This is a genomic window from Chryseomicrobium aureum (assembly GCF_016909155.1).
GTDB classification, from domain to species: Bacteria; Bacillota; Bacilli; order Bacillales_A; family Planococcaceae; genus Chryseomicrobium; species Chryseomicrobium aureum.
In genome coordinates, this window is sequence record NZ_JAFBFG010000007.1 from 1 (window position 1) to 21,082 (window position 21,082).

Sequence of the window (21,082 nt, forward strand, 5' to 3'; positions counted from 1 at the left end):
TTACTACTTCCGACAAGTATTAGTGAAGCCAATTTTCAAATTAGTTACGCGAATCATTAATTGTAAGTATTTTACTTGTTAGCTTGATGACATTGGGCTCGGGGAAAGTCCCCCAGGAAATGGCGGCCTGGGTGGAGGGATTTCCTGTGTCACTCAAAATAAAACAGCCCTCCCTAAACTAAATTTAGAGAAGAGCTGTTTTTAGTTAAATCATTTTTTGTGGCTGTACATAGTCATCAAACTGCTCTTCTGTTAACAATTCCAGATGAAGGGCTGCTTCTTTTAATGTCGTGCCGTTTTCATGCGCATGCTTTGCAATCTTTGCCGCATTCTCATAGCCAATATACGGATTCAATGCCGTCACTAGCATCAATGAATTTTCAACATGAAGAGTGATCACATCTCGATTCGGCTCAATTCCCACTGCACAGTTGTCATTGAAACTGTGGAGAGCGTCTGATAACAAGCGCACAGACTGCAAGAAATTGAAGATGATGACCGGTTTAAAGACATTCAATTGATAATTTCCTTGGCTCGCTGCGAATGAAATCGTCGAATCATTCCCCATCACCTGGGCTACAACCATTGTCAATGCTTCACTTTGCGTCGGGTTCACTTTCCCAGGCATGATCGAACTTCCCGGTTCGTTTGCTGGAATTGTCAACTCCCCGATCCCTGAACGGGGACCACTCGCTAATAAGCGCACATCGTTTGCAATTTTCATTGCGTCTGCTGCCAGACCTTTGATTGCACCATGAACCGCCACCACATCATCATACGATGTCAATGAATGGAACTTATTTGACGCAGATGTAAACTCACTGCCTACAAGCTTCGTGATTTCTTCAGCAACGCGTTCTCCGAATTCTTTTGGCGCATTGATTCCGGTCCCTACTGCTGTTCCACCGATTGCCAACTCACGCATAAACGGAAGAACCGCTTCTATCATGTACTTCGACTTCTCAAGCATCCGCACCCAGCCACTGAACTCTTGACCGAGTGACAATGGTGTTGCATCTTGCAAGTGTGTACGCCCGATCTTCACAATGTCCATATACGCGTTTGATTTTTCTTCTAGCGTCTTATGAAGTGCATCGATGGCCGGCAGAAGTTGTTGCTCGACGGCAAGAACGCCTGCAACGTGGAGTGCTGTTGGGAAGGTATCGTTTGAGCTTTGTGACTTGTTGACGTCATCGTTCGGATGCAAGCGTTCTTCTACTCCTGCTTCCTCTAACAACTGATTTCCACGATTCGCAATCACTTCGTTTACATTCATATTCGTTTGCGTCCCACTACCTGTTTGGAAAACAACGAGTGGAAAATGATCATCCCACTGCCCTGATCGAATTTCTTCAGCTGCCTGGACAATCGCATCTCGTTTTTCTTTTGAGAGGTTGCCAAGTGAAAAACTCACTTCTGCCGCAGCAGATTTGACAGCTGCTTGTGCATAAACGACTTCAAGTGGCATTAAGTCTGTACCGATTTTAAAATTTTGCTTACTGCGTTGTGTTTGGGCTCCCCACAATTTGTCTTGTGGAACTTGAATTTCACCCATTGAATCTTTTTCAATACGATATGTCATCCAAAACCCTCCTAAGTATTTATCGTTTCCATCATACCGTTCAACAAATCGTCAAACAATTAAAGTGACTTAAAAGTCGAATGATACTACCGGTTGGAGTAAACTGTAAAAGACACATTGAAACTCAAGGAGGAACTTTCGTGAAAACATTAGCGACGTTTGTGACGCGCTTTTATAAATCCATTATTGCATTTTGGGTTATTCTATTGGTCGCCTCTGTGTACTTTGCGATTCAACTGCCAAGTACATTACAAGGGGACGGCTTCCGGACAGATGGCGAACACGAGGACGTCATGAAGACATTGACAGCGGAATTTGATATTCCAAACGAAACGATCCTCATGGTATTTGAAGGGTCCTCAGATGACGTCATCGAAGACGCGTTACGTCAAGTAGACGACTTAGGAGTAGCGGACACTATCGTCTCTCCCCTAGAGGATGAATCTCTTCGCGATGGTGACCTTTCTTACGCGCAGATTCATTTTGATGAAGATGTAGAAGACCTTCCTGCAATCGTCGATGACTTAAAAGACATTGCGAACCAAGAAGAGTCGGTCACGCTTACAGGTGGACCTGTCATCAATAAAGATATCAATACAGCGAGTCAACGTGACTTGGCAAGTGCAGAAGCGATTGGATTACCGATTGCAATTGTTGTTTTATTACTGGCATTTGGTAGCGTCATGGCCTCGTTTGTTCCACTGATCATCGGTGTGATGACAGTCGTGATTTCACTTGGTGTATTAGGTGTTATTGGGAACTCGTTAGACTTATCAATCTTTATCCTCAACGTCATACCGATGCTTGGATTAGCGCTTAGTATCGACTTTGCTCTCCTCTTTATTAATCGATATAAAGAAGAGCGCCTGCATTCGTCGATTATCGATTCTGTTCAGACTGCCGTTCGCACGTCAGGACGTTCGATCATATTCTCTGCAATCTGTGTTTTCATCGGTCTAGGTGCGATGCTTGTGATGCGCGTCGATATCTTTATGAATATTGCACTTGGTGGGACACTTGTTGTTACACTGGCTGTTCTTTCTTCTTTAACATTATTACCAGCTTTATTGATGCTCATTGGAGACCGCATTAATAAATGGACGATTTTACGTGTACGCCCTGGTGGCAGCAATCGTTGGCAACAGTTTGCGGCGTTTGTCATGCGTCGCCCGGTTGCACTCATTGTAGTTGCATTCGTGTTGCTCGGTATTGCGATTGTTCCTGTGAAAGACATGAACCTCTCTATTCCACAAGTTGACTCGTTACCTGAGAAGTATGAGTCTCGTCAATCGTATGATTTACTCGATGAACGCTTTGGGTTTGGTGAAGAGTCTACAGTTTACCTACTAGCCGAACGGTCAGATGGCTGGGATTCTGAAGAGGCGCGTCAAGACATCTTTGACTTGCAAGAGTCTCTTCAAGAAGATGAAGCAGTAACGGATGTCGCTACGATATTCACAGCGACCGACATCCCATCACCAGAAGTATTGGAGCAACAACTGCAAGTTCCAGAAGCAGCCGCTGCACTTGAGCCAGCATTTGAAGGCTTCATTCAAGACGATTTATTATTTGTTCCAGTCACACTAGATTACGAAGGGTCTTCTAGCGAGGCGCAGCAATGGGTACGTGACTTTGGAGAGCGCGAGTTTGATTACTCTGTATCTATTGGAGGACAACCAAAGTTTAATCAAGAAATCTTTGATGAAATTTCAAGTAAGATCGGCTTACTGCTTGCGATTATTTTAGGGTCAACGTTCATTATTTTAATGATTGCTTTCCGTTCGATTTTAATTCCGTTGAAAGCGATCATCATGAACATCATTGGGCTGGCCGCTACATTCGGTATTCTCGTGTATATCTTCCAGTTTGGTCATTTTGGCTTGCCGGAAACCGAGATTGCACTGATTATTCCGGTCATTGTATTTAGTCTTGTGTTCGGATTAAGTATGGACTATGAAGTGTTCTTGATTTCACGTATCCAGGAAGAATACGTCAAAACGCAAAACAACACAGCGTCGACGATTACGGGACTCGTATCTACGAGTAAAATCATTACGTCCGCAGCACTCATCATGATTGTCATCACAGGTGCATTTGCCTTCACAGATGTCATGCCGGTCAAACAGATCGGAGTTGGAATTGCCATCGCTATTGCTATTGACGCGACCATTATCCGACTGCTGTTAGTACCGAGCTTGATGAAACTGTTTGGAAAGTGGAATTGGTGGTTGCCATTCCGCAAAGGTCCGTACAAAGCTGGCGGTCTTCACTAATCAAAATTCGCTCAGAAATGGGCGAATTTTTTCGCTTGACTATATACCCCTATGGGTATAAGATAGTCTGTAGAAGGCATCTTCAATTTTTTGTGCTATACTTTTCTGCAATGAAGAGTCTCGGGAGGGTAGAACCATGAACTATGATGCAAAGACCAAAAACCGTATCAAACGCATTGAAGGACAACTACGGGGCATACTTCGTATGATGGAAGAAGAACAGGATTGTAAAGATATTATCACCCAGTTATCTGCCTCTCGATCGGCTATTGACCGAACCATTGGCGTTATTGTCAGTGAGAACCTTGTAGCTTGTGTCCGAAAAGCAGAAGAGGACGGGGAACCGTCAGATGCCTATGTCAAAGAAGCAGTCGAACTTCTCGTTCGAAGTCGGTAACTGCAAAAAAACATATTAAAAGGAGCGTCAACTGATGAAAACAATCACACCACAAGAAGTTGAACAACAATTAAAAGAAGGTAAACAATTAAATTTAATCGATGTTCGTGAAGCAGATGAAGTTGCTGCAGGACACATTAAAGGAATTACACATATTCCACTAGGTGTTTTAGAATTCCGTATGAATGAACTTGATAAAAACAAAGAATACATCATGGTATGTCGTTCAGGCGGCCGTAGTGGTCAAGCAACGATGTTCTTAGATCAGCAAGGGTACAATGTGTCGAACATGACTGGCGGTATGTTAGAGTGGGACGGCGAAACAGAACACGGTAACTAAAAAAAGACCCCGCCGCGGGGTCTTTTTTACTCTTGTTTTTCGATTGTAACCGCTGTACTTTGGCCCGGATAGGACTCCGCTACTTGATTATGTGTAACGCGAACAGTGTCGCCTACTCGAATCATATCTCGCTGATCAATTGTCACGGTAAACCAAATGGCAGGTAGACCAGAATCAACTACCGCCTCTCCTGTCAGCCCCTCTAGTTCTTCATCCGTTCCCGACACGACCAACACGCGCTCATCTTCTAAAGCAATGACTTGCCCTGTAAATTCATTTGGTCCTTCTGTTATTTGTTGTGTTGGATTGTTTGCAAAAAAGGCAAAAACCGCAAACATGATCAGTCCAATGACAACAACGACGCCAACCACGATTCCAACAGCTACTTTTTTTCCATTCATCCCGTTCGCTCCTTAGTCTTTCCGTGTGATCCACTCTGTAATGATAACAAACGAGATGACTACGGCAATGACCAATGCTATAAACCAACTTGGCATACTATCACCCTCTCTTCTTTCTAGTATAGGGGAAGAGACACCCATATGAAAAGGACCAGCATCCATCGCTGGCCCCAATAATTACGCTTTATCAGCTGGTGAATCTGAGCTTCCGAAATCTTCTACGTCTTCAAAGCTATTGTCCATATCTTCACGTTCCGCAGCAGCATCTAAAATCTTCTCTTCGATCGGGCGATGATCTTTTGGCGATTGATCCGCGTGATCAACACATGTCAAAGCAGTAGGTACGATTTCTAAGCGCTCGATAGGTATTTCTTTGCCGCAGACTGCACATGTCCCGTACGTCCCTTCATCCATTGCCTGTAAAGCTACATCAATGGACTCCAACTCTTCTTCCTCATGACGATCAAGTGCTTGCTGAGTATGTTGGTCTGTTAAATCCGTCGCATTGTCTGCAGGGTGATTATCGTAATTTGAAAGCTCTGTAGATTCTAGGTCTTCTTGAGTTTTCTCATGCTCTTCAAGCTCATGTTTGCGTTCGAGCAATTGTTTTTTTAACTTTTCATACTTCATAGTCCTCTTCCTCTCACTCATCAGTTATTAGAAAGAATACCCGAACAGCAATCGCCTAAAACAACTTAGTGCTCATAAATCATTTTTCGTGTCATACCACCATCGATTGTGAAATTTTCCGCAGTAATGAAATCATTGCGCTCATCTAGTAAAAACAAGCACATCCGTGCGATATCTGAAGGTTTTCCGACGCGCCCCGCCAAATGTTGTGCATGATCGACTTCCCGCAACTCTTCATAATCAGCTGTTGCAATCCACCCCGGTGAGATGCTATTCACTCGAATATGATAAGGGCCTAATGTGCGTGCGAGTGCATGTGTCAGTGCTACAATGCCACCTTTCGATGCGGCATAAGCTTCTGTATCTGGTTCAGACATAAATGCTCGAGTAGACGCCATGTTGATAATGACTCCACCTGACTCTTTCATTTCTTTAGCTACAAGTTGACTGCATAAGAACGTGGAGGTCAAATTGGTATTTAGTACTTCATGCCATTCATCTAAGGTGACATCGAAGAAATCTTTGAATTTACTAATCCCTGCATTGTTGATGAGACCATAAGGTGTTCCATGTTCTTTGAAAATAATTGCGAATGTTGCCGTCACTGCTTTTGAATCTTGTAAATCTAAAGTGTAGGCTGTGCTAGTTTCAAGCTCTGCTGTCAGTGTTTGAAGTGCCTTTTCATCGTGGTCGAGTAAGATCGTTTTGTACCCCTCGGCATCTAGAAGCTGGGCAATCCCTTTTCCAATCCCATTTCCTGCGCCTGTCACTACTACTGTCTTCATCTGAACACTCCTCTCAATTCTTACGCATTGCGAACAAATATATTGTATAATAGAACTACATTGTAACCATAAAGGAAGGATTGTACTGACATGCCCATTCCATCAGATATGAGTAAGCCCGTACGTAAAACGGCGAAATTGCATGCCTATCATCAATTGCTAAACTGGATCATTGATGGTACTTTACAACCGGAAGAAAAATTAAATGATATTGAACTAGCTCAAGCATTGGGTGTTAGTCGTACACCCATTCGTGAATCACTTCAGCTTTTAGAGTCACAAGGGTTTGTCACGATGCAGCCAGGTCGTGCCACACAAGTGACACCGGTCCAAAAAGATGACATTAATCATTTATTACCACCTCTTGCCTCTCTTCAAGCATTAGCGACAGAATTAGCTGCACCTCATATGACAGATGAGATTATCGCAGAGCTTGAAGCGACGAATCAACAATTTGCAAATGCTTTGAAAGCTAAAAACTTTACAGAGGCTCTACGAATCGACGAACAGTTCCATCAACTAATTATTGATACGGCGAACAATCCGTATATTTCGCAAATCGTTGAGATGTTACAAGCGCATGTACGTCGTCTTTTCTACTCAGAGAAAATCATTTTACGTGAGTCTTCCATTGAGACACATGCGAAATTGATTGCTTTGTATAAAGCAAAACAAACTGAGGAACTTGCCTCACTTATGACAGACAACTGGCTTTATACACTCGAAGAATTATAAAGTGTAAGACGACATGACAAAAAAACAGTAGGTTCTCTGAGAATTCAATCAGAGGACCTACTGTTTTTTATTGTAATTATGCTGCTGTTCGTACTCGAGAAGATTTAGGCGCAGTGACAATCCCTGCTACCACTAAAATGATAAATGGTACGAGCCAACCGAGTCCGATTCCATAGAATGGCAAGATTGAATCATACACGTTCACGATTGATGCTAACCATGAAGGTGCTGCTTCTCCAAAGAAGCCTTTCAGGCCATCGATAATGCTAATCAAGAACGTGAATGCCGTAACTGATACAAACACCCAGCGTTGGTGACCGAATAGAGGCGCTGCAAAAGTTAACAAGATCAATGTGATGGCTAATGGGTAAAGCAATAATAATACTGGAATTGAATACGTGATGATTGATGACAAGCCAAAGTTCGCAAATACGGTTGTCATGATAATAAAGATCACTACAAATACTTTGTAACTGATTTTTGGAAACAATGTATTGAAGTATTCAGCTGTAGCTGTTGTCAAACCAATCGCTGTCGTTAAACAAGCTGCGATGATCACTACCGCTAAGACCGCTAACCCAACTGCTCCGAAATAATAATCAGCTGCCGTACTTAATACCGGCCCCCCATTATCAAATAAACCAAACTGTTCAGTTGTCGTTGCCCCTAAGTAGGCAACTCCTGCATAAATAAGACCTAGGAATAAAACTGCAATTCCGCCTGACTTTGCTGTCACTTTCAGTACACCTTTCGTCGAAGTAACACCTAATCGACGAATAGCTTGAATGACGATAATACCAAAAACAAGTGATGCTAAAGCATCCATTGTATTATACCCTTCAGTAAAACCTGTCATGAAAGCATTTGTTTCATAGCTACCATTTGGCCCTGTGAATGTTCCAATTGGATTGAACAAAGCCGCGGCAATTAATACAAATAGCCCTACAATAATGATAGGTGCTAGGTATTTCCCGACGCGATCAACGATTTTCGTAGGATTTAAAGATAAGAGTAAGGTGATTCCAAAGAACACGATTGTAAATACTAGTAATCCAGTAGAAGCAAACGATTCAGTTACAAACGGTAATACACCAATTTCATATGCTACGGCTCCCGTACGTGGTAAAGCAAAGAATGGTCCGATTGTTAAGTAAAGGGCAACAGTGAATACAATTCCATAAATCGGATGAACCTTACCTGCCAGGTCTTGTAAGCTTCGACTATTTGAAAAGCCCATTGCAAGTATTCCTAAAAATGGTAAACCAATTCCTGTAATTAAGAAACCAAGAACTGCAAAAAATAATGCCGTTCCTGCATTTTGACCAAGGCTAGCTGGGAAAATTAAGTTCCCTGCACCAAAAAAAAGTGCAAATAACATAACGCCAATGACTAATTGATTTGAGAAGGATAAACGTTCGTTCATCAAAATTACCCTCAACTTTCTATTGATATATCTCATATTCGCTCAAGTTTCGATAATACTAGACAATTTGCGAAAAAGCAACCATTTTCAGTCTTTTCATACTTTTCACCATAGCCTTGCAATTTTTTGCATACTTAAAAGGAACCAGAATACTTCCAGTTCCTTTTACAAGTGGGATTTTATGGTTAAGTTGTCACTTGTCGGGTTGCTTGATACCAGTGAATGAACGTTTCAGCTAGTTCGTCTGGTCGTTCATACATGCTCATGTGTGCTGCTCCTCGAATCAAGCTCTCTGTAGCCTTTTTGGATTCTCCAATAAATGTTTTATAGGACGGAACAACTTCATCCGTTTCACCCGCTACAAGTAAGTGGGGAATATCCACTTCATTGATAACTTGCCTACGATCTTTACGATCTCTCATTGCTTTTAGAAAACGTCTTACTTGCTTCTCATCCGTAGCATATCCGATTTTTTTGGTCTCTTCTAAAATTTCAGGGTGACGTGTAGCAAACCCCTCATCAAATAGTTTGGGGATGAGACCGTCAATAAACGACTCTAACCCCTCTTTTTCAATTATCTGTAATCCTCTGTCTCGTCCTTCTTTCGCTTCATCTGAATCTGGGAATGCAGTGGAATGGATCAATACATAACTGTCGAGATCATAAGGGTATTTCTCTGCATAGGCTAATGTTAAATAGCCTCCCAGCGAATGACCGACAAGTGTCATTTTCTTAATACCAATACTCTCTTTCCACATTTTTAATAGTTCCACATAGTCTTCAAGGGAAGAATACTGTACAGTTTTCGATTCCCCGTGCCCCGGTAAGTCTAAATAATAGGCTTTCATATGATTTTTTAATGGGGCCTCCAGAGCACTCCAATACGACCGACTGCCACAAAAACCATGAATGAACACGACAGCTTCACCTGTCCCTACTTCTTTATACGCAATACCCGTGTCACGTTGAAACATGTATGAATCGCCTCCTAGATTTTCGTTTTCTATTTTTTGTATTCCCTATACGGGACAGTTCACACATTAAATTTTCTGAACTTTCTATTTCAAATGACCTATTCTGAGATAGTTGAGTATGGTAGGATAAAAGAAAAACTAGGCAGGTGAGAATGTTGAAATTGGTCGAAATTCGTGGTGTTACGATTGGTCATGGCAAGCCAAAAATTATCGTATCGTTAATTAGTTCTACGCGCGATCGTCTACAAGCTGAAATTGAATACCTTCTTCAGAAAAAACCGGATATTTGGGAATGGCGACTTGATTTCATGGAAACGTTTGAAGAAGCCGAGCTTATTGAAACGCTGTCTCTGATCCGTGAACTCACTTTCCCTTCCCCCCTCCTCGTCACCTATCGAACTGTTCAAGAAGGTGGCCAAGGAAGACTTCGATCCAACGCATATGCAAATCTATTACAGCTGATTGCGAAGAGCCAACTGTGTGACTTAGTAGATGTTGAATTATTTTCAGAAGACAATAAACAGCTTGTCGCCTCCATTCATGCGGAGGGTGTAAAAGTGATCGTCTCAAATCATGATTTCGAAAAAACGCCTCCAAAGGAAGAATTAATCTGGCGTTTACGTGAAATGCAATTCATCAACGGAGATATCGGGAAGCTCGCAGTCATGCCGAAGCGTCCACATGATGTACTATGCCTCTTAGATGCAGCCGATCAAATGAAAACGTTGTACGCAGACAGGCCGTTCATTGTGATGTCGATGGGTGACCTCGGTGCAATTTCACGTCTTGGTGGACATCACTATGGATCATCTGCAACATTTGCAGCAGGCTCCACTCCATCCGCCCCAGGACAGTTACCAGTAGAGCTCATGAAACAACTTTTGCTGTAATACAATTAGTAAGCCCTTCACTTTGGGCTTCTTTTTTTTGAAACTTTTTGTTTCGTAAACCGTAAAACACCTATGGAAGGAGTGAACGTGATGACACTCGTCATTGAAAATGTAACGAAGACCTATCAAAATTTCACAGCGGTCGATGCACTGAGCTTTACCATTCCAAAAGGAGAATCGTTTGGATTGATTGGACAAAATGGTGCTGGGAAGACGACGACGTTTCGTATGATACTGGACCTTCAAGAAACTACAAAAGGGACAATCAGTTGGGATGGTCGCCCTATGAACTCAGTAGACCGTGACCTACTTGGCTATTTACCGGAAGAACGCGGCATCTTCCCCACGATGCCTGTCGAGGAACAACTTTATTTCTTTGGAGAGTTGCGCGGGCAAAAGCGGAAAGACTTGAAGAAAGAAGTGGACTACTGGATTGAACGCTTTGATCTAGAAGACAAACGTAAAGAAAAGGCTGAAAAGCTATCAAAAGGAAATCAACAAAAAGTTCAGTTGATAGCGAGCTTTATCCACAAACCTGCATTCTTAATTTTGGATGAGCCGTTCAGTGGTCTCGACCCGGTAAACAAAGATTTACTGAAAGAAGCGATTCTACATCTAAAAGAACAAGGCACAACTATTCTGTTTTCTAGTCATCAGATGGACCACGTCGAAGAACTGTGTGACCACTTGTGTTTATTAAAGCGCGGGCAATCTCTGTTTTCAGGAAGCTTACTGGATTTAAAGAAAAGCTACGGCAAAATCAAACTTGCGATTCGTTCGGACCATTCGCTTGAGCAATTGCTGGCTCTTGATGGAGTCGCATCAGGGGTGCAGAAAAAAGACCATGTCCTGTTGACTTTGCGTGACGAATCCTACGCGCAGTCTATCTTTGATTTTGTTTCTGCCGGGAACTATATCGAACGTTTTAGTCTTGATTACTTGTCCCTTGATGAAATCTTCAAACTGAAAGTAGGTGAACCAAGTGGCAAAGTTTTGGCTGCTCGTGAAACAACTCTATAAACAAAAAGTAAAAGCAAAATCGTTCATCTTCACGATTGCGCTCTACGCGATTGTTCTAGCAGGCGTCCTGTTTTGGAATGATATCAGTGAGTTCTTGTTCAGTGATGAACCGATGCAGGTGACCATTGTGGATGAGACAGCTTCTGGTGCTGGGGAATTGCTACAATCGACAGAAGATATGGAAGTCGTCCAGTCGACTGGCTCGTTAGAAGATGCAAAAGAAGCATTGGTCGATGAACAAGTGGATGCGGTGATTTCTCTTGAGGATCAAGAGGATCAGCTCGCGGCTACAATCTTCACGAACGAACCGTTATCTTTTACAACACAAACAACACTCTCTGCACAGCTTGATTATGCTGGGAAGCTTTATGCAGTTCAGCAAATGAACTTAACACCTGAACAAGCGGAGCAAGTGCTCGGTGCTCAAGCATTTGTCGCATATGAATTAGTGAACGAAGAAGCGACGAGTGGAAAAAGTGAATCCGAAAAAGCAGCTGGAATTGGTGTTTCTTATCTAGTTGGATTTTTGATTTATTTCTTCGTCATGACGTTCTTATCGATGATTACTTCAGATGTTGCATCTGAAAAAGGATCGCGCGTTCTTGAAGTATTGCTTGCAACAATCAAACCGACGACACACTTCCTTGCGAAGCTTGTCGGAACATTGCTCGTCGCTTTAACGCAACTGGCAGCTGTCGCTCTTATTGCGGTGTTATTGCTTCTAGTAGCAGATGGTGGATCACGATTAGAGATTGTGCAAGATATTTTAGGGGACTTGTCAGGTGCGTACCTGCTGTATACAGTTGCCTTTTTATTGATGACACTGATGTTCTATTTGATTTTCGGAGCTCTACTTGGTTCTCTCGTTTCAAAAGTAGAAGAAGCGAGTCAAGCACTCGTTCCTGCGATGATGATGGCACTAAGTGGCTTCTACGTATTGATTACAGGTTCATTTAATCCAGACACGATGCTCATAAAAGTGTTCTCGTATCTACCGTTTTCATCCGGTATGGTCATGCCCCTTCGTATCGGAGCAACAGACATGCCAGTATGGGAAGCGGGCCTATCGTTCTTGATTCTCACGGGAACCGTGGTAGGATTGTTCTTCTTCACCATGCATTTCTATAAACGAAGCGTTTTAACTTATACAACAGGCGGAATCTTGTCGAAATTTAGAGCCGTCTTCAAAACTACTACTTAGAACGGGCCTTGTGCCTGTTCTTTTTTTTGCCGTGCTCCGTATACTAGCTACGAGGAGGAGTTCGATGTGTGGATTTGCGGGTAGTGTGAACTTTACCACACCACCCCTTGCTACTATAATACGACTGAGGGCACAAAGCGAAGTTTCCAGGGCACAATAGGCCTCCACCAGGGCATAATAAAACGGAATCAGGGCATAAACAAAACCGTTGGCGACCCTAGTACTTGCTAGAATACAAAAACCCCGACCAAATTTGGTCGGGGTTTCTACTTAGGATGCACGCGCGCGAATCCAGCGTTCCACAAATTCCGCAACGAGCGGAATCATGGACTCATCTGGGTTCAACTTCGCATGATGGAGGCCTGCTTCGGACTGAACACCTGCCCAAAACAAGAGGCCTGGAATATCTTCAATGAAGTAGCCAAAGTCCTCTCCTGTCATCGCTTCTTTAGACAACAAGAAATCGACAGTCGCATCCTGCTGTGCAAACTGAATAAATTGACCAGCCAGCACTTCATGATTATAGACTTGGTGATACGCTGACCCATAGTCAATCGTGACACGGCAATCAAATGACTGCTCGATTCCGCGTGCAAGTGCCTCGATACGTGACTTGATCTGCTTCATCACTTCCGCATCGAACGTGCGTATCGTCCCTTCGAGTCGAGCATGTCCAGAAATGATGTTCTGCACAGTTCCTGACATCATCTTACCTATTGTCACTACGCTTGGTTCTAAAGGATCTATAGACCTGCTGACAATCGATTGTAGCTGCACTAGAAGATGGGCGGCTGCAACCGACATGTCTGCTGTCCGGTGCGGAAACGCGGCGTGACCTTCTGTTCCGTACAAATCGATATACAATTCCGAGGTGTTCGCAAACAAAATACCAGGTTTCGTCGCCACTGTACCGACCGGAAGTTCCGGTGCGATGTGCAGGGCATAAAACTCGTCCGGTTCAAGTTCCGGCTTTTCCGTACGCACCCACTCAAGCATTGGTAACGCGCCACCCGGAGATTCTTCAGCAGGTTGGAAATACACAAGAACGTCATCACGCGCTGGTTTTTCCGCTAGTGCCTTCACTAAATGCAAAGCGACCGTCATATGAATATCGTGACCGCAGGCATGCATGAATCCCGGATGTTGACTCGCAAATTCGAGACCCGTCTGCTCAGCGATTGGTAGTCCATCGATGTCGGTACGCCACGCAATTGTTTTAGTAGGAGCTGTTCCGTTGATTTTTACAACGAGACCCGTTCTCCAGTGAAAAACTTCAAGTGCGTCTTGTGGAAATGTCGCAAGCGTCTCTTCAATCAACTGTTTCGTTTTGACTTCTTCAAATCCACGCTCCGGAATCTGGTGAAATTTGCGGCGTAACTGAATCAGTTCATGTGTCATTTACAGTTGACGAAGCTCTTGCATGATTTCTGTTTTTGAACGGGTCTTGTCATCGATTTCTTTAATAACGCGTGCTGGAGTTCCACCAACCACTGTATATTCTGGAACATCCTTCGTTACGACTGCTCCTGCAGCAACGACAGACCCTTTTCCAATACGAACGCCTTCAAGCACTACTGCATTAGCACCGATGAGAACATCGTCTTCCACGATTACGGGTGTTGCGGATGGTGGCTCGATTACGCCAGCAAGGACTGCGCCTGCACCAATATGACAGTTCTTCCCGACTGTTGCACGGCCGCCTAAAATAGCGCCCATGTCGATCATCGTTCCGTCGTCGATTGATGCACCAATGTTGATGACAGCGCCCATCATGATGATACAGTTGTTGCCGATGTGTACTTGATCACGAATAAAGGCACCTGGTTCGATACGTGAGTTGATGTTTTTTAAGTCAAGAAGCGGAATCGCAGAGTTGCGGCTCTCGTTTTCGATGACGATATCTGTGATTTGCGCTTTTGCAGTGTCTAGAGCTGGCTCAATTTCTGCCCACTCACCGAAAAGGATGACCGAGTTGCCTTGACCGAATACTTTTGTATTGTCACCAAATGAAAGTTTGTCGAGATCATTCCCGTTTAAATAGACTTTCACTTGTGTCGATTTTTTAGCGTGTTGAATGTACGAAATAATTTCATGTGCATCTAATTGCTTCATTACACTACCTCCCTAAAGTAATACTATCTATTGTACAAGAATAATCTTAATAGTTCACGTATTTTTATACAAGCCAAGCAAAGTAATTTACATTTCTTCGTTTTGTTTGTATGATTTAAATATTATAATTCATACAAGAATGGTGGGTTTTAAATGAAAACTATTCCAAAACCTCTTGTCACTCTCAATCAATGGATCATCGTGCTAGCTGTCGTGGCAGCACTCAGTATACAGTCTATTTGGCCACTGCTCATTCCATTCCTCGCAAATGGAATCAGTCTTGCAACAGGCTTCCACCCAATTTTAGCACCGGCAAAGAAATTGTTAAAAAACCCTTTGTCTTCGTATGTACAAGAAGATGTTGGGCAACTTCGCTTTAACCAATTTATGGCTGTCGCGTTTCTAGGAACTGCGATTGCTGGGGGACTTGCTGGTAGCACTGTTATTTTCGTTGCAGCGAGCATTATGGTCGGGTTAGCTGCTGCCATCGCACTCGCTGGTTTCTGTGTCGGATGCTTTATTCGTTTTCAGTACCAACAGTGGAAATATCGTCGGAGTGTCTCATCTTAAGTAGCATGAACTGTTGACCGAATGGGGTCAGCAGTTTTTTTGTGGGAACTTTTGGTGATAGCGATGCGTATAATTTAGAAACGAATATACTGGAGATTTGTGATGAAAAAAATACTTTTTGGAATTAGTATAGTAATTTTGTTTACCGCGATTGCCGTATCAGGACGACTTGCATTTGTAGAAATGCGTGTAACTGAGTATTTGATTGAACATGAATCGATACCGGAAGAGTCAATTTTAGTCAGTGATTCATTCATTGCGAATTTGCCTGGAGCAAAGAATTGGATGGTTGCCATTAAATTGAAGGATGATGCGCGTACATATTATTATTATTCTCAGAAGGGTCAAATTTATCTAGAATCCTATACAGAGAATGGTGTTGAATACGTGCAGTGACAGTAAAAGCCCGGCTCCTAGTAAGAGCCGGGCTTCATTCTTTATTCTTCTTCAGGCTCCTCTTCTTCTTTCTTCCCTTTACGGAATGAAATTCGTCTAAACAAGAAGAAACCGATTAACCCAAGAACGACAAACGAAAAAACTGAACCGATGGACTCAGTCGTTAATGAACTTTCGCGAACAGCTTCTCCCGTAAACTCAACTGTTCGTTCTCCGACTATATAGACACCTGGAGATTCTTCTACCGCAATCTTCTCTGCAGGATCGACTCCGGGAATCTCATAGTACGGCGTTCCTACTTCATACGCATTGGAGAAATTCCCGCTGTAGAACTCAACTCGGTCTCCGTACTCGGTGACTTCACCGATTCGTTTTCCGACCTCATCCACAGTTTCACTTGATAATTCATAGACATGATCTTCATAGACGACAAAGAAACTTGCAAAGTTTGCAAATGCTTGAATCGGCAGTAGTAGCCACCCAACAATCAAGATGGACACGACTAGTTTTTTCATTCGCTCAAATCCACGTTGTGATAGACTTGGCGAACATCTTCAAGATCTTCGATTGCGTCGATCATTTTTTCAAATTGTGCTTGGTCTTCTGCGCTTAATTGAATGTCATTTTGTGCAAGCATTGTTAATTCTGCAACTGAGAATTCCGAAACACCCGCCCCGCGGAAAGCTTCTTGTACGGTATGGAACTGGTCTGGTTCTGCATAGACAATAACTGCTTCCTCTTCGCCTAAAATATCACGTGCATCCACATCTGCTTCCATCAACAATTCCAATACGTCATCTTCTGTTTTTCCTTCAACACCAATAACAGCTGTTGCATCAAACATATACGATACCGAACCGCTGACACCCATGTTCCCGCCGTTTTTCCCGAATGCTGCGCGCACGTCTGAAGCTGTGCGATTCACATTGTTTGTCAGTGCGTCGACAATGACCATTGAGCCACCAGGACCGAATCCTTCGTAACGAAGCTCGTCGTAACTTTCTTCTCCGCCACCTTTTGCTTTTTCAATCGCTTTATCGATGATGTGCTTCGGTACACTGTACGTTTTAGCACGCTCAAGTACAACTTTCAATGCTTGGTTAGAAACTGGATCCGGCTCACCTTGACGAGCAGCCACGTAGATTTCACGACCAAATTTAGCATAAATTCGGCTTGTATTGGCGTCTTTTGAAGCCTTCTTTTCTTTAATATTATTCCATTTACGTCCCATAAATTGTCACTCTCTTTCTATTCAGTCGCCTCCCATTATACACGAATTCACAACATGCTTCTAGTTCCAGGAAATCGCATCAAAATGCACGTTTCTGTGCTATAATTGAAGGAGCAAAACGACATAAATAAGGGAGTTTTTCAATGACTGTTCACATCTCTTTTTCCGGGGATTACTCAAAACTCATTACGCCGGAAACGACACAAAAAATCACTACAATTTCTGAACAAATGAATGCACGCACATCGGCAGGCGCCGAGTTTTTAGGATGGAAAAACTGGCCATCTGAAATTGATTCTGAACTCGTTGCACGTCTGCAACAAACTGCTGAAAAGATTCAAAAGCAAGCAGACGTATTAGTTGTCATCGGTATCGGTGGATCGTACTTAGGTGCGAAAGCAGTACTTGAAGCGCTACGACAACCTTTTAAAACAAATGAAAAAGTTGAAATCATCTTCGCGGGTCATTTAGTAAGTGGCGCTTATTTGAAGAATCTCATGAACTACCTCGATTCAAAAGAAGTCGCGGTTAACGTCATTTCAAAGTCAGGAAAAACAACGGAACCCGCAATTGCTTTCCGATTCCTCCAAGACTATATGGAAAAACGCTATGGTGCGGAGGCGGCAGAACGCATTTATGTGACAACGGACGCTGAAAAAGGCGCGCTATTGGACGTTGCAAAAGAGAAAGAGTACGCACGTTTTGTCGTGCCAGATGATATTGGCGGTCGCTACTCCGTATTCACATCTGTTGGTCTTCTTCCGATTGCAGCAGCTGGCTATTCGATTCAAAATTTACTTGCTGGTGCGAAGCGCGCAGAAGAAGAGCTCGCAGAAGTGAGTTTAGAAACAAACCCTGCGATACAATATGCAGTGATTCGTAATCACTTGTATGCAAGTGGCTACCCAGTTGAAATCTCAGCTATTTTCGAGGAGCGTTTGAAGTTTATTCAAGAATGGTGGAAACAATTGTTTGGGGAAAGCGAAGGAAAAGAAGGCAAGGGAATTTTCCCAGCATCCGTCGTCTACTCGACAGACCTTCATTCTCTCGGTCAGTATGTTCAAGATGGTAAACGCATGTTGTTTGAGACATTCTTAAAAGTGGCATCCGTGGAAGAAGATATCACGATGCAATTGGCGGACAACGACAGCGATGAGTTAAACTACTTGGCTGGTAAGACACTACATGAAGTAAATGATGCCGTCCAGCAAGCAACTGCAGAAGCACACTTGTCAGGTGGCGTGCCACTTGTAACGCTTGAAATTCCGGACTTCTCGGAAGACACGCTTGGGTATTTGTTATACTTCTACATGATTAGCTGTGCATACAGTGCGTATCTTCTAGAAATCAATCCCTTCGACCAACCAGGCGTTGAAGAATACAAAGTGAACATGTTCCGTTTGTTGAACAAACCCGGGTTTTAATAAAATGAAAACAGCATTTTCTCATCGATACGATGAAAAAATGCTGTTTTTTAATAGGCTAATCCTACGCGCACACGATTAAATGTTCCTTCGCTGAGTGCTGTGTACGCACAGTGCGCTGTATCCGCTGTTGAAATATGCTTTCCGTCTGCAGGAAGCATCGATTCTTCCGTACGGTACGTTTTTGTTAACGGACCATCTGGTAGATAGGTCGGACAAATGATGGTCCAGTCCAAATCGGAATCACGAAACGTTTCATACACGTGTGCATGTTGTTCAGCTGCAAATGTCAATTTGCGGTTTGATTCACCAGACTGGAAACGATATACACCTGGTGTCGTTCGACTATCTAAAATTCCAGCTGTTCCAATCGTCACGACTCGTGAAATCTCTGCAATAGCTAGTGCTGGAATCAGGCCTTCGATGAATTCTGTCAGTGTCGTGGTCTTATCTGTACCAAGGCCGCTAAAGACCGCGTCTGTTCCTTGAACTGTCTTTGCTACATCTTCGGGATTTTTAGCATCTCCGACAATCGCAGTAATTCCTGGTTGATCCATCCAGTCCTGCTGCGTACGAACGAGTAGTTGAACTTCGTGGCCACCTTGCAGCGCCATATCCACGACCTGTTTCCCGACACGCCCTGTGCCTCCGAAAATTGCGAGTTTCATCGTTTTCCTCCTTTTGTTTAAATATGTTGAACGCCACTCTTAACTGGTAAGCCCTCCAGCTAGAACGCCATTTCCTGGGGAACTTTCACCGAGCCTCCTCCCATCGACTGCGTCTTGTTGCGGGGTCTCGGCAAAACTTCGATAGCCCGGGAAATGACGTTCTAGCTTCCGGGCAGTTAATAGAAATAGTGCTTTCATCTTACTTATCAATTTAAGTGTACAGAAATTTTACAACATAAAGAATAAATTAGGCTTGAAGAGTATCATTTACAGACTGAAACGTTGAGTGGAAAGCAGCCCTGCAATGTAGCTCAACATAGCAAAAATCAGTATTTACTCTCAACTGTACACAAGAGAAAATACTGATTTTAGCATGCTACCTTATACTAATTTATAAATACGCGCTTCAAACGGTGCAAGCTCTAGACTTTCTGAGTCAGAGTTCGCAAGCACAACTTGTGCATCTTTTACAGTCTCATAAAGGCTCTCGATGGAAGCTGCTTCTGCTGTGAGGTTCGCTACAACGAGGAAGCGAGTGTTTTCATGAGTGCGTGTATAGGCATAAACTTGTGCATCTTCTGCTAACACCAAATCATAATCGCCATAAACAAAAGCATCATTTTCTTTACGCAAACGAATCATCGCTTTGTAATAGTTCAAAATCGATTGTTCATCCGAAAGTTGGCGGTCCACGTTAATTTCTGTGTAGTTTGGATTCATACCAATCCAAGGTGTCCCCTCAGAGAAGCCAGCGTTCATCTCCTCTGACCACTGCATTGGCGTACGCGAATTGTCGCGGCTCGTCTGCCACAGATCTTGCATGATTGCTTCGTGTGTGTCGCCATTTGCCAACCGCTCACGATACATATTCTTCGCCGACACATCCTTGTAGTCATCGATCGAGTCGAATTGAACATTTGTCATCCCAATCTCTTGCCCTTGGTAGATAAATGGTGTTCCTTTCATGAAGAAATACATCGTCGCAAGAGCTTTTGCGCTTTGTGCCCAATACTCTTGGTCATTCCCCCATGTTGAAACGATGCGCGCTTTGTCATGATTTTCAATGAACAATGCATTCCATCCATCGTTTGCAAGGGCGTGCTGCCAACGCGTTAAAACGTTTTTCAGCTCGAGTACATCTAAAGAGTTGCCATCCCAAAGTCCGAGATGCTCAAACTGGAAGACCATATCGAACTTGCCATCGGTTTCATTGACCCATTCCGAGATTTGTTCACTACTTACTCCGTTTGCTTCTCCAACCGTCATAATGTCGTAGTTCGCAAACGTCTTTTCCTTCAACTCACCCAGGAAAGGCATGATACCTTCTACATTCATGTATTTGGACCATGCTTGAATATACTCTTTGCCTTCTTCTTCCGGCATATCAGAAAACGTAAGATCTTTCTTGATATGGCTAATCGCATCTACGCGGAAGCCGTCGATTCCTTTATCCAACCACCAGTTGACCATGTCATATAAAGCTGTGCGCACATCTTCATTTTCCCAGTTTAAGTCTGGTTGTTTAGTAGAGAACAAGTGCAAGAAGTATTGACCACTCGCCTCATCATATTCCCATGCAGAACCACCAAAAATACTTCCCCAGTTATTTGGTTCTTTGCCATCTTTTCCGTCTTTCCAAATGTACCAGTCACGTTTGTCACTCTCTTTAGAAGAGCGCGACTCGATGAACCATTCATGTTCATCCGATGAGTGGTTAATGACAAGGTCGATGATCAATTTCATGCCCCGTTTGTGCACTTCTGCAAGCAACAAATCGAAGTCTTCCATTGTCCCGAACTCGTCCATGATGTCTTGGTAATCACTAATGTCATAGCCGTTGTCATCATTTGGTGACTTGTACATCGGGCAAATCCAGATAATATCGATGCCTAAATCTTGAATGTAATCTAAGCGAGAAATCAGACCTTGCAAGTCTCCAATCCCGTCTCCGTTTGAATCTTGAAAGCTGCGTGGGTAGACTTGGTACGCTACCGCTTCTTTCCACCATGTTTTTTTCATTACGTGCCTCA

23 protein-coding genes are annotated in these 21,082 nt (G+C 43.3%); 10 read left to right on the forward strand and 13 right to left on the reverse strand.

The window, feature by feature from the left end:
• Window positions 1-205: 205 nt before the first annotated feature.
• Window positions 206-1,582: a class II fumarate hydratase gene (gene fumC, locus JOD03_RS06755; protein WP_204590088.1), complete on the reverse strand. Its 1,377-nt coding sequence runs from the start codon at window positions 1,580-1,582 to the stop codon at window positions 206-208.
• 140 nt (window positions 1,583-1,722) lie between these two features.
• On the opposite strand from fumC, the gene JOD03_RS06760 reads away from it, so the two are divergent.
• The 3 genes from JOD03_RS06760 (at window position 1,723) to JOD03_RS06770 (ending at window position 4,592) form a co-directional block, all read left to right on the forward strand.
• On the forward strand, window positions 1,723-3,855 hold the full coding sequence (locus JOD03_RS06760; RefSeq protein WP_204590089.1) for an MMPL family transporter: 2,133 nt from the start codon (window positions 1,723-1,725) through the stop codon (window positions 3,853-3,855).
• Window positions 3,856-3,991: 136 nt separating this feature from the next.
• Window positions 3,992-4,252, forward strand: coding sequence for a metal-sensitive transcriptional regulator (locus JOD03_RS06765; protein ID WP_204590090.1), 261 nt, complete (start codon window positions 3,992-3,994; stop codon window positions 4,250-4,252).
• A gap of 34 nt (window positions 4,253-4,286) precedes the next feature.
• Window positions 4,287-4,592 carry a rhodanese-like domain-containing protein gene (locus JOD03_RS06770; RefSeq protein ID WP_204590091.1) on the forward strand — a complete coding sequence of 102 codons (306 nt, stop codon included), beginning with the start codon at window positions 4,287-4,289 and terminating at the stop codon, window positions 4,590-4,592.
• Between the two features lie 26 nt (window positions 4,593-4,618).
• Here JOD03_RS06770 and JOD03_RS06775 read toward each other — a convergent pair whose 3' ends face one another.
• The 4 genes from JOD03_RS06775 to JOD03_RS06790 all read right to left on the reverse strand — a co-directional run bounded on the left by JOD03_RS06775 (window position 4,619) and on the right by JOD03_RS06790 (window position 6,408).
• Window positions 4,619-4,993 carry a DUF3221 domain-containing protein gene (locus JOD03_RS06775; protein ID WP_204590092.1) on the reverse strand — a complete coding sequence of 125 codons (375 nt, stop codon included), beginning with the start codon at window positions 4,991-4,993 and terminating at the stop codon, window positions 4,619-4,621.
• A gap of 12 nt (window positions 4,994-5,005) precedes the next feature.
• Window positions 5,006-5,155, reverse strand: a complete 150-nt coding sequence (locus JOD03_RS06780; protein ID WP_204590093.1) for a hypothetical protein — start codon at window positions 5,153-5,155, stop codon at window positions 5,006-5,008.
• Between the two features lie 15 nt (window positions 5,156-5,170).
• Window positions 5,171-5,623 (reverse strand): TraR/DksA C4-type zinc finger protein, encoded by a 453-nt coding sequence (locus tag JOD03_RS06785; RefSeq protein ID WP_204590094.1) that lies wholly within the window; start codon window positions 5,621-5,623, stop codon window positions 5,171-5,173.
• Window positions 5,624-5,688: 65 nt separating this feature from the next.
• The gene (locus JOD03_RS06790; protein WP_204590095.1) at window positions 5,689-6,408 is read right to left on the reverse strand and encodes an SDR family NAD(P)-dependent oxidoreductase; all 720 of its coding nucleotides are present in this window, start codon (window positions 6,406-6,408) and stop codon (window positions 5,689-5,691) included.
• A 90-nt stretch (window positions 6,409-6,498) separates the two neighbouring features.
• Here JOD03_RS06790 and JOD03_RS06795 point away from each other — a divergent pair, with 90 nt between their 5' ends.
• A complete protein-coding gene (locus tag JOD03_RS06795) occupies window positions 6,499-7,143 on the forward strand; it encodes a GntR family transcriptional regulator (protein WP_204590096.1) in 645 nt (214 codons plus the stop codon).
• A gap of 76 nt (window positions 7,144-7,219) precedes the next feature.
• Here JOD03_RS06795 and brnQ read toward each other — a convergent pair whose 3' ends face one another.
• Both brnQ and JOD03_RS06805 read right to left on the reverse strand, forming a co-directional pair.
• A complete protein-coding gene (gene brnQ, locus JOD03_RS06800; protein WP_204590097.1) occupies window positions 7,220-8,566 on the reverse strand; it encodes a branched-chain amino acid transport system II carrier protein in 1,347 nt (448 codons plus the stop codon).
• Window positions 8,567-8,751: 185 nt separating this feature from the next.
• Window positions 8,752-9,540 (reverse strand): alpha/beta fold hydrolase, encoded by a 789-nt coding sequence (locus tag JOD03_RS06805; protein ID WP_204590098.1) that lies wholly within the window; start codon window positions 9,538-9,540, stop codon window positions 8,752-8,754.
• Window positions 9,541-9,692: 152 nt separating this feature from the next.
• On the opposite strand from JOD03_RS06805, the gene aroD reads away from it, so the two are divergent.
• From aroD to JOD03_RS06820, 3 genes are all read left to right on the forward strand, one after another.
• Window positions 9,693-10,430, forward strand: a complete 738-nt coding sequence (gene aroD / locus JOD03_RS06810; RefSeq protein ID WP_204590099.1) for a type I 3-dehydroquinate dehydratase — start codon at window positions 9,693-9,695, stop codon at window positions 10,428-10,430.
• Window positions 10,431-10,520: 90 nt separating this feature from the next.
• Window positions 10,521-11,450, forward strand: a complete 930-nt coding sequence (locus JOD03_RS06815) for an ABC transporter ATP-binding protein (protein ID WP_204590100.1) — start codon at window positions 10,521-10,523, stop codon at window positions 11,448-11,450.
• Window positions 11,413-12,651 (forward strand): ABC transporter permease, encoded by a 1,239-nt coding sequence (locus JOD03_RS06820; RefSeq protein WP_204590101.1) that lies wholly within the window; start codon window positions 11,413-11,415, stop codon window positions 12,649-12,651. Before JOD03_RS06815 ends, JOD03_RS06820 begins: the two co-directional genes overlap by 38 nt.
• A 270-nt stretch (window positions 12,652-12,921) precedes the next feature.
• Here JOD03_RS06820 and JOD03_RS06825 read toward each other — a convergent pair whose 3' ends face one another.
• Both JOD03_RS06825 and dapD read right to left on the reverse strand, forming a co-directional pair.
• Entirely contained in the window at window positions 12,922-14,049 is a 1,128-nt protein-coding gene (locus JOD03_RS06825) for an N-acetyldiaminopimelate deacetylase (protein ID WP_204590102.1), read from the reverse strand.
• Window positions 14,050-14,763 carry a 2,3,4,5-tetrahydropyridine-2,6-dicarboxylate N-acetyltransferase gene (gene dapD / locus JOD03_RS06830; RefSeq protein ID WP_204590103.1) on the reverse strand — a complete coding sequence of 238 codons (714 nt, stop codon included), beginning with the start codon at window positions 14,761-14,763 and terminating at the stop codon, window positions 14,050-14,052.
• Between the two features lie 153 nt (window positions 14,764-14,916).
• Here dapD and JOD03_RS06835 point away from each other — a divergent pair, with 153 nt between their 5' ends.
• Both JOD03_RS06835 and JOD03_RS06840 read left to right on the forward strand, forming a co-directional pair.
• Window positions 14,917-15,333, forward strand: coding sequence for a DUF4395 domain-containing protein (locus tag JOD03_RS06835; protein WP_204590104.1), 417 nt, complete (start codon window positions 14,917-14,919; stop codon window positions 15,331-15,333).
• A gap of 102 nt (window positions 15,334-15,435) precedes the next feature.
• The gene (locus JOD03_RS06840; RefSeq protein WP_204590105.1) at window positions 15,436-15,729 is read left to right on the forward strand and encodes a hypothetical protein; all 294 of its coding nucleotides are present in this window, start codon (window positions 15,436-15,438) and stop codon (window positions 15,727-15,729) included.
• A gap of 41 nt (window positions 15,730-15,770) precedes the next feature.
• Here JOD03_RS06840 and JOD03_RS06845 read toward each other — a convergent pair whose 3' ends face one another.
• Window positions 15,771-16,244: a hypothetical protein gene (locus tag JOD03_RS06845; RefSeq protein ID WP_204590106.1), complete on the reverse strand. Its 474-nt coding sequence runs from the start codon at window positions 16,242-16,244 to the stop codon at window positions 15,771-15,773.
• Window positions 16,241-16,960 (reverse strand): YebC/PmpR family DNA-binding transcriptional regulator, encoded by a 720-nt coding sequence (locus JOD03_RS06850; RefSeq protein WP_204590107.1) that lies wholly within the window; start codon window positions 16,958-16,960, stop codon window positions 16,241-16,243. The genes JOD03_RS06845 and JOD03_RS06850 overlap by 4 nt, the downstream gene beginning before the upstream one ends.
• 143 nt (window positions 16,961-17,103) lie before the next feature.
• On the opposite strand from JOD03_RS06850, the gene JOD03_RS06855 reads away from it, so the two are divergent.
• On the forward strand, window positions 17,104-18,384 hold the full coding sequence (locus JOD03_RS06855; protein WP_204590108.1) for a glucose-6-phosphate isomerase: 1,281 nt from the start codon (window positions 17,104-17,106) through the stop codon (window positions 18,382-18,384).
• 50 nt (window positions 18,385-18,434) lie between these two features.
• Here JOD03_RS06855 and JOD03_RS06860 read toward each other — a convergent pair whose 3' ends face one another.
• Window positions 18,435-19,052 carry an NAD(P)-dependent oxidoreductase gene (locus JOD03_RS06860; protein ID WP_204590109.1) on the reverse strand — a complete coding sequence of 206 codons (618 nt, stop codon included), beginning with the start codon at window positions 19,050-19,052 and terminating at the stop codon, window positions 18,435-18,437.
• A 381-nt stretch (window positions 19,053-19,433) separates the two neighbouring features.
• Window positions 19,434-21,071: a glycoside hydrolase family 13 protein gene (locus tag JOD03_RS06865; protein ID WP_204590110.1), complete on the reverse strand. Its 1,638-nt coding sequence runs from the start codon at window positions 21,069-21,071 to the stop codon at window positions 19,434-19,436.
• Window positions 21,072-21,082: the final 11 nt, after the last annotated feature.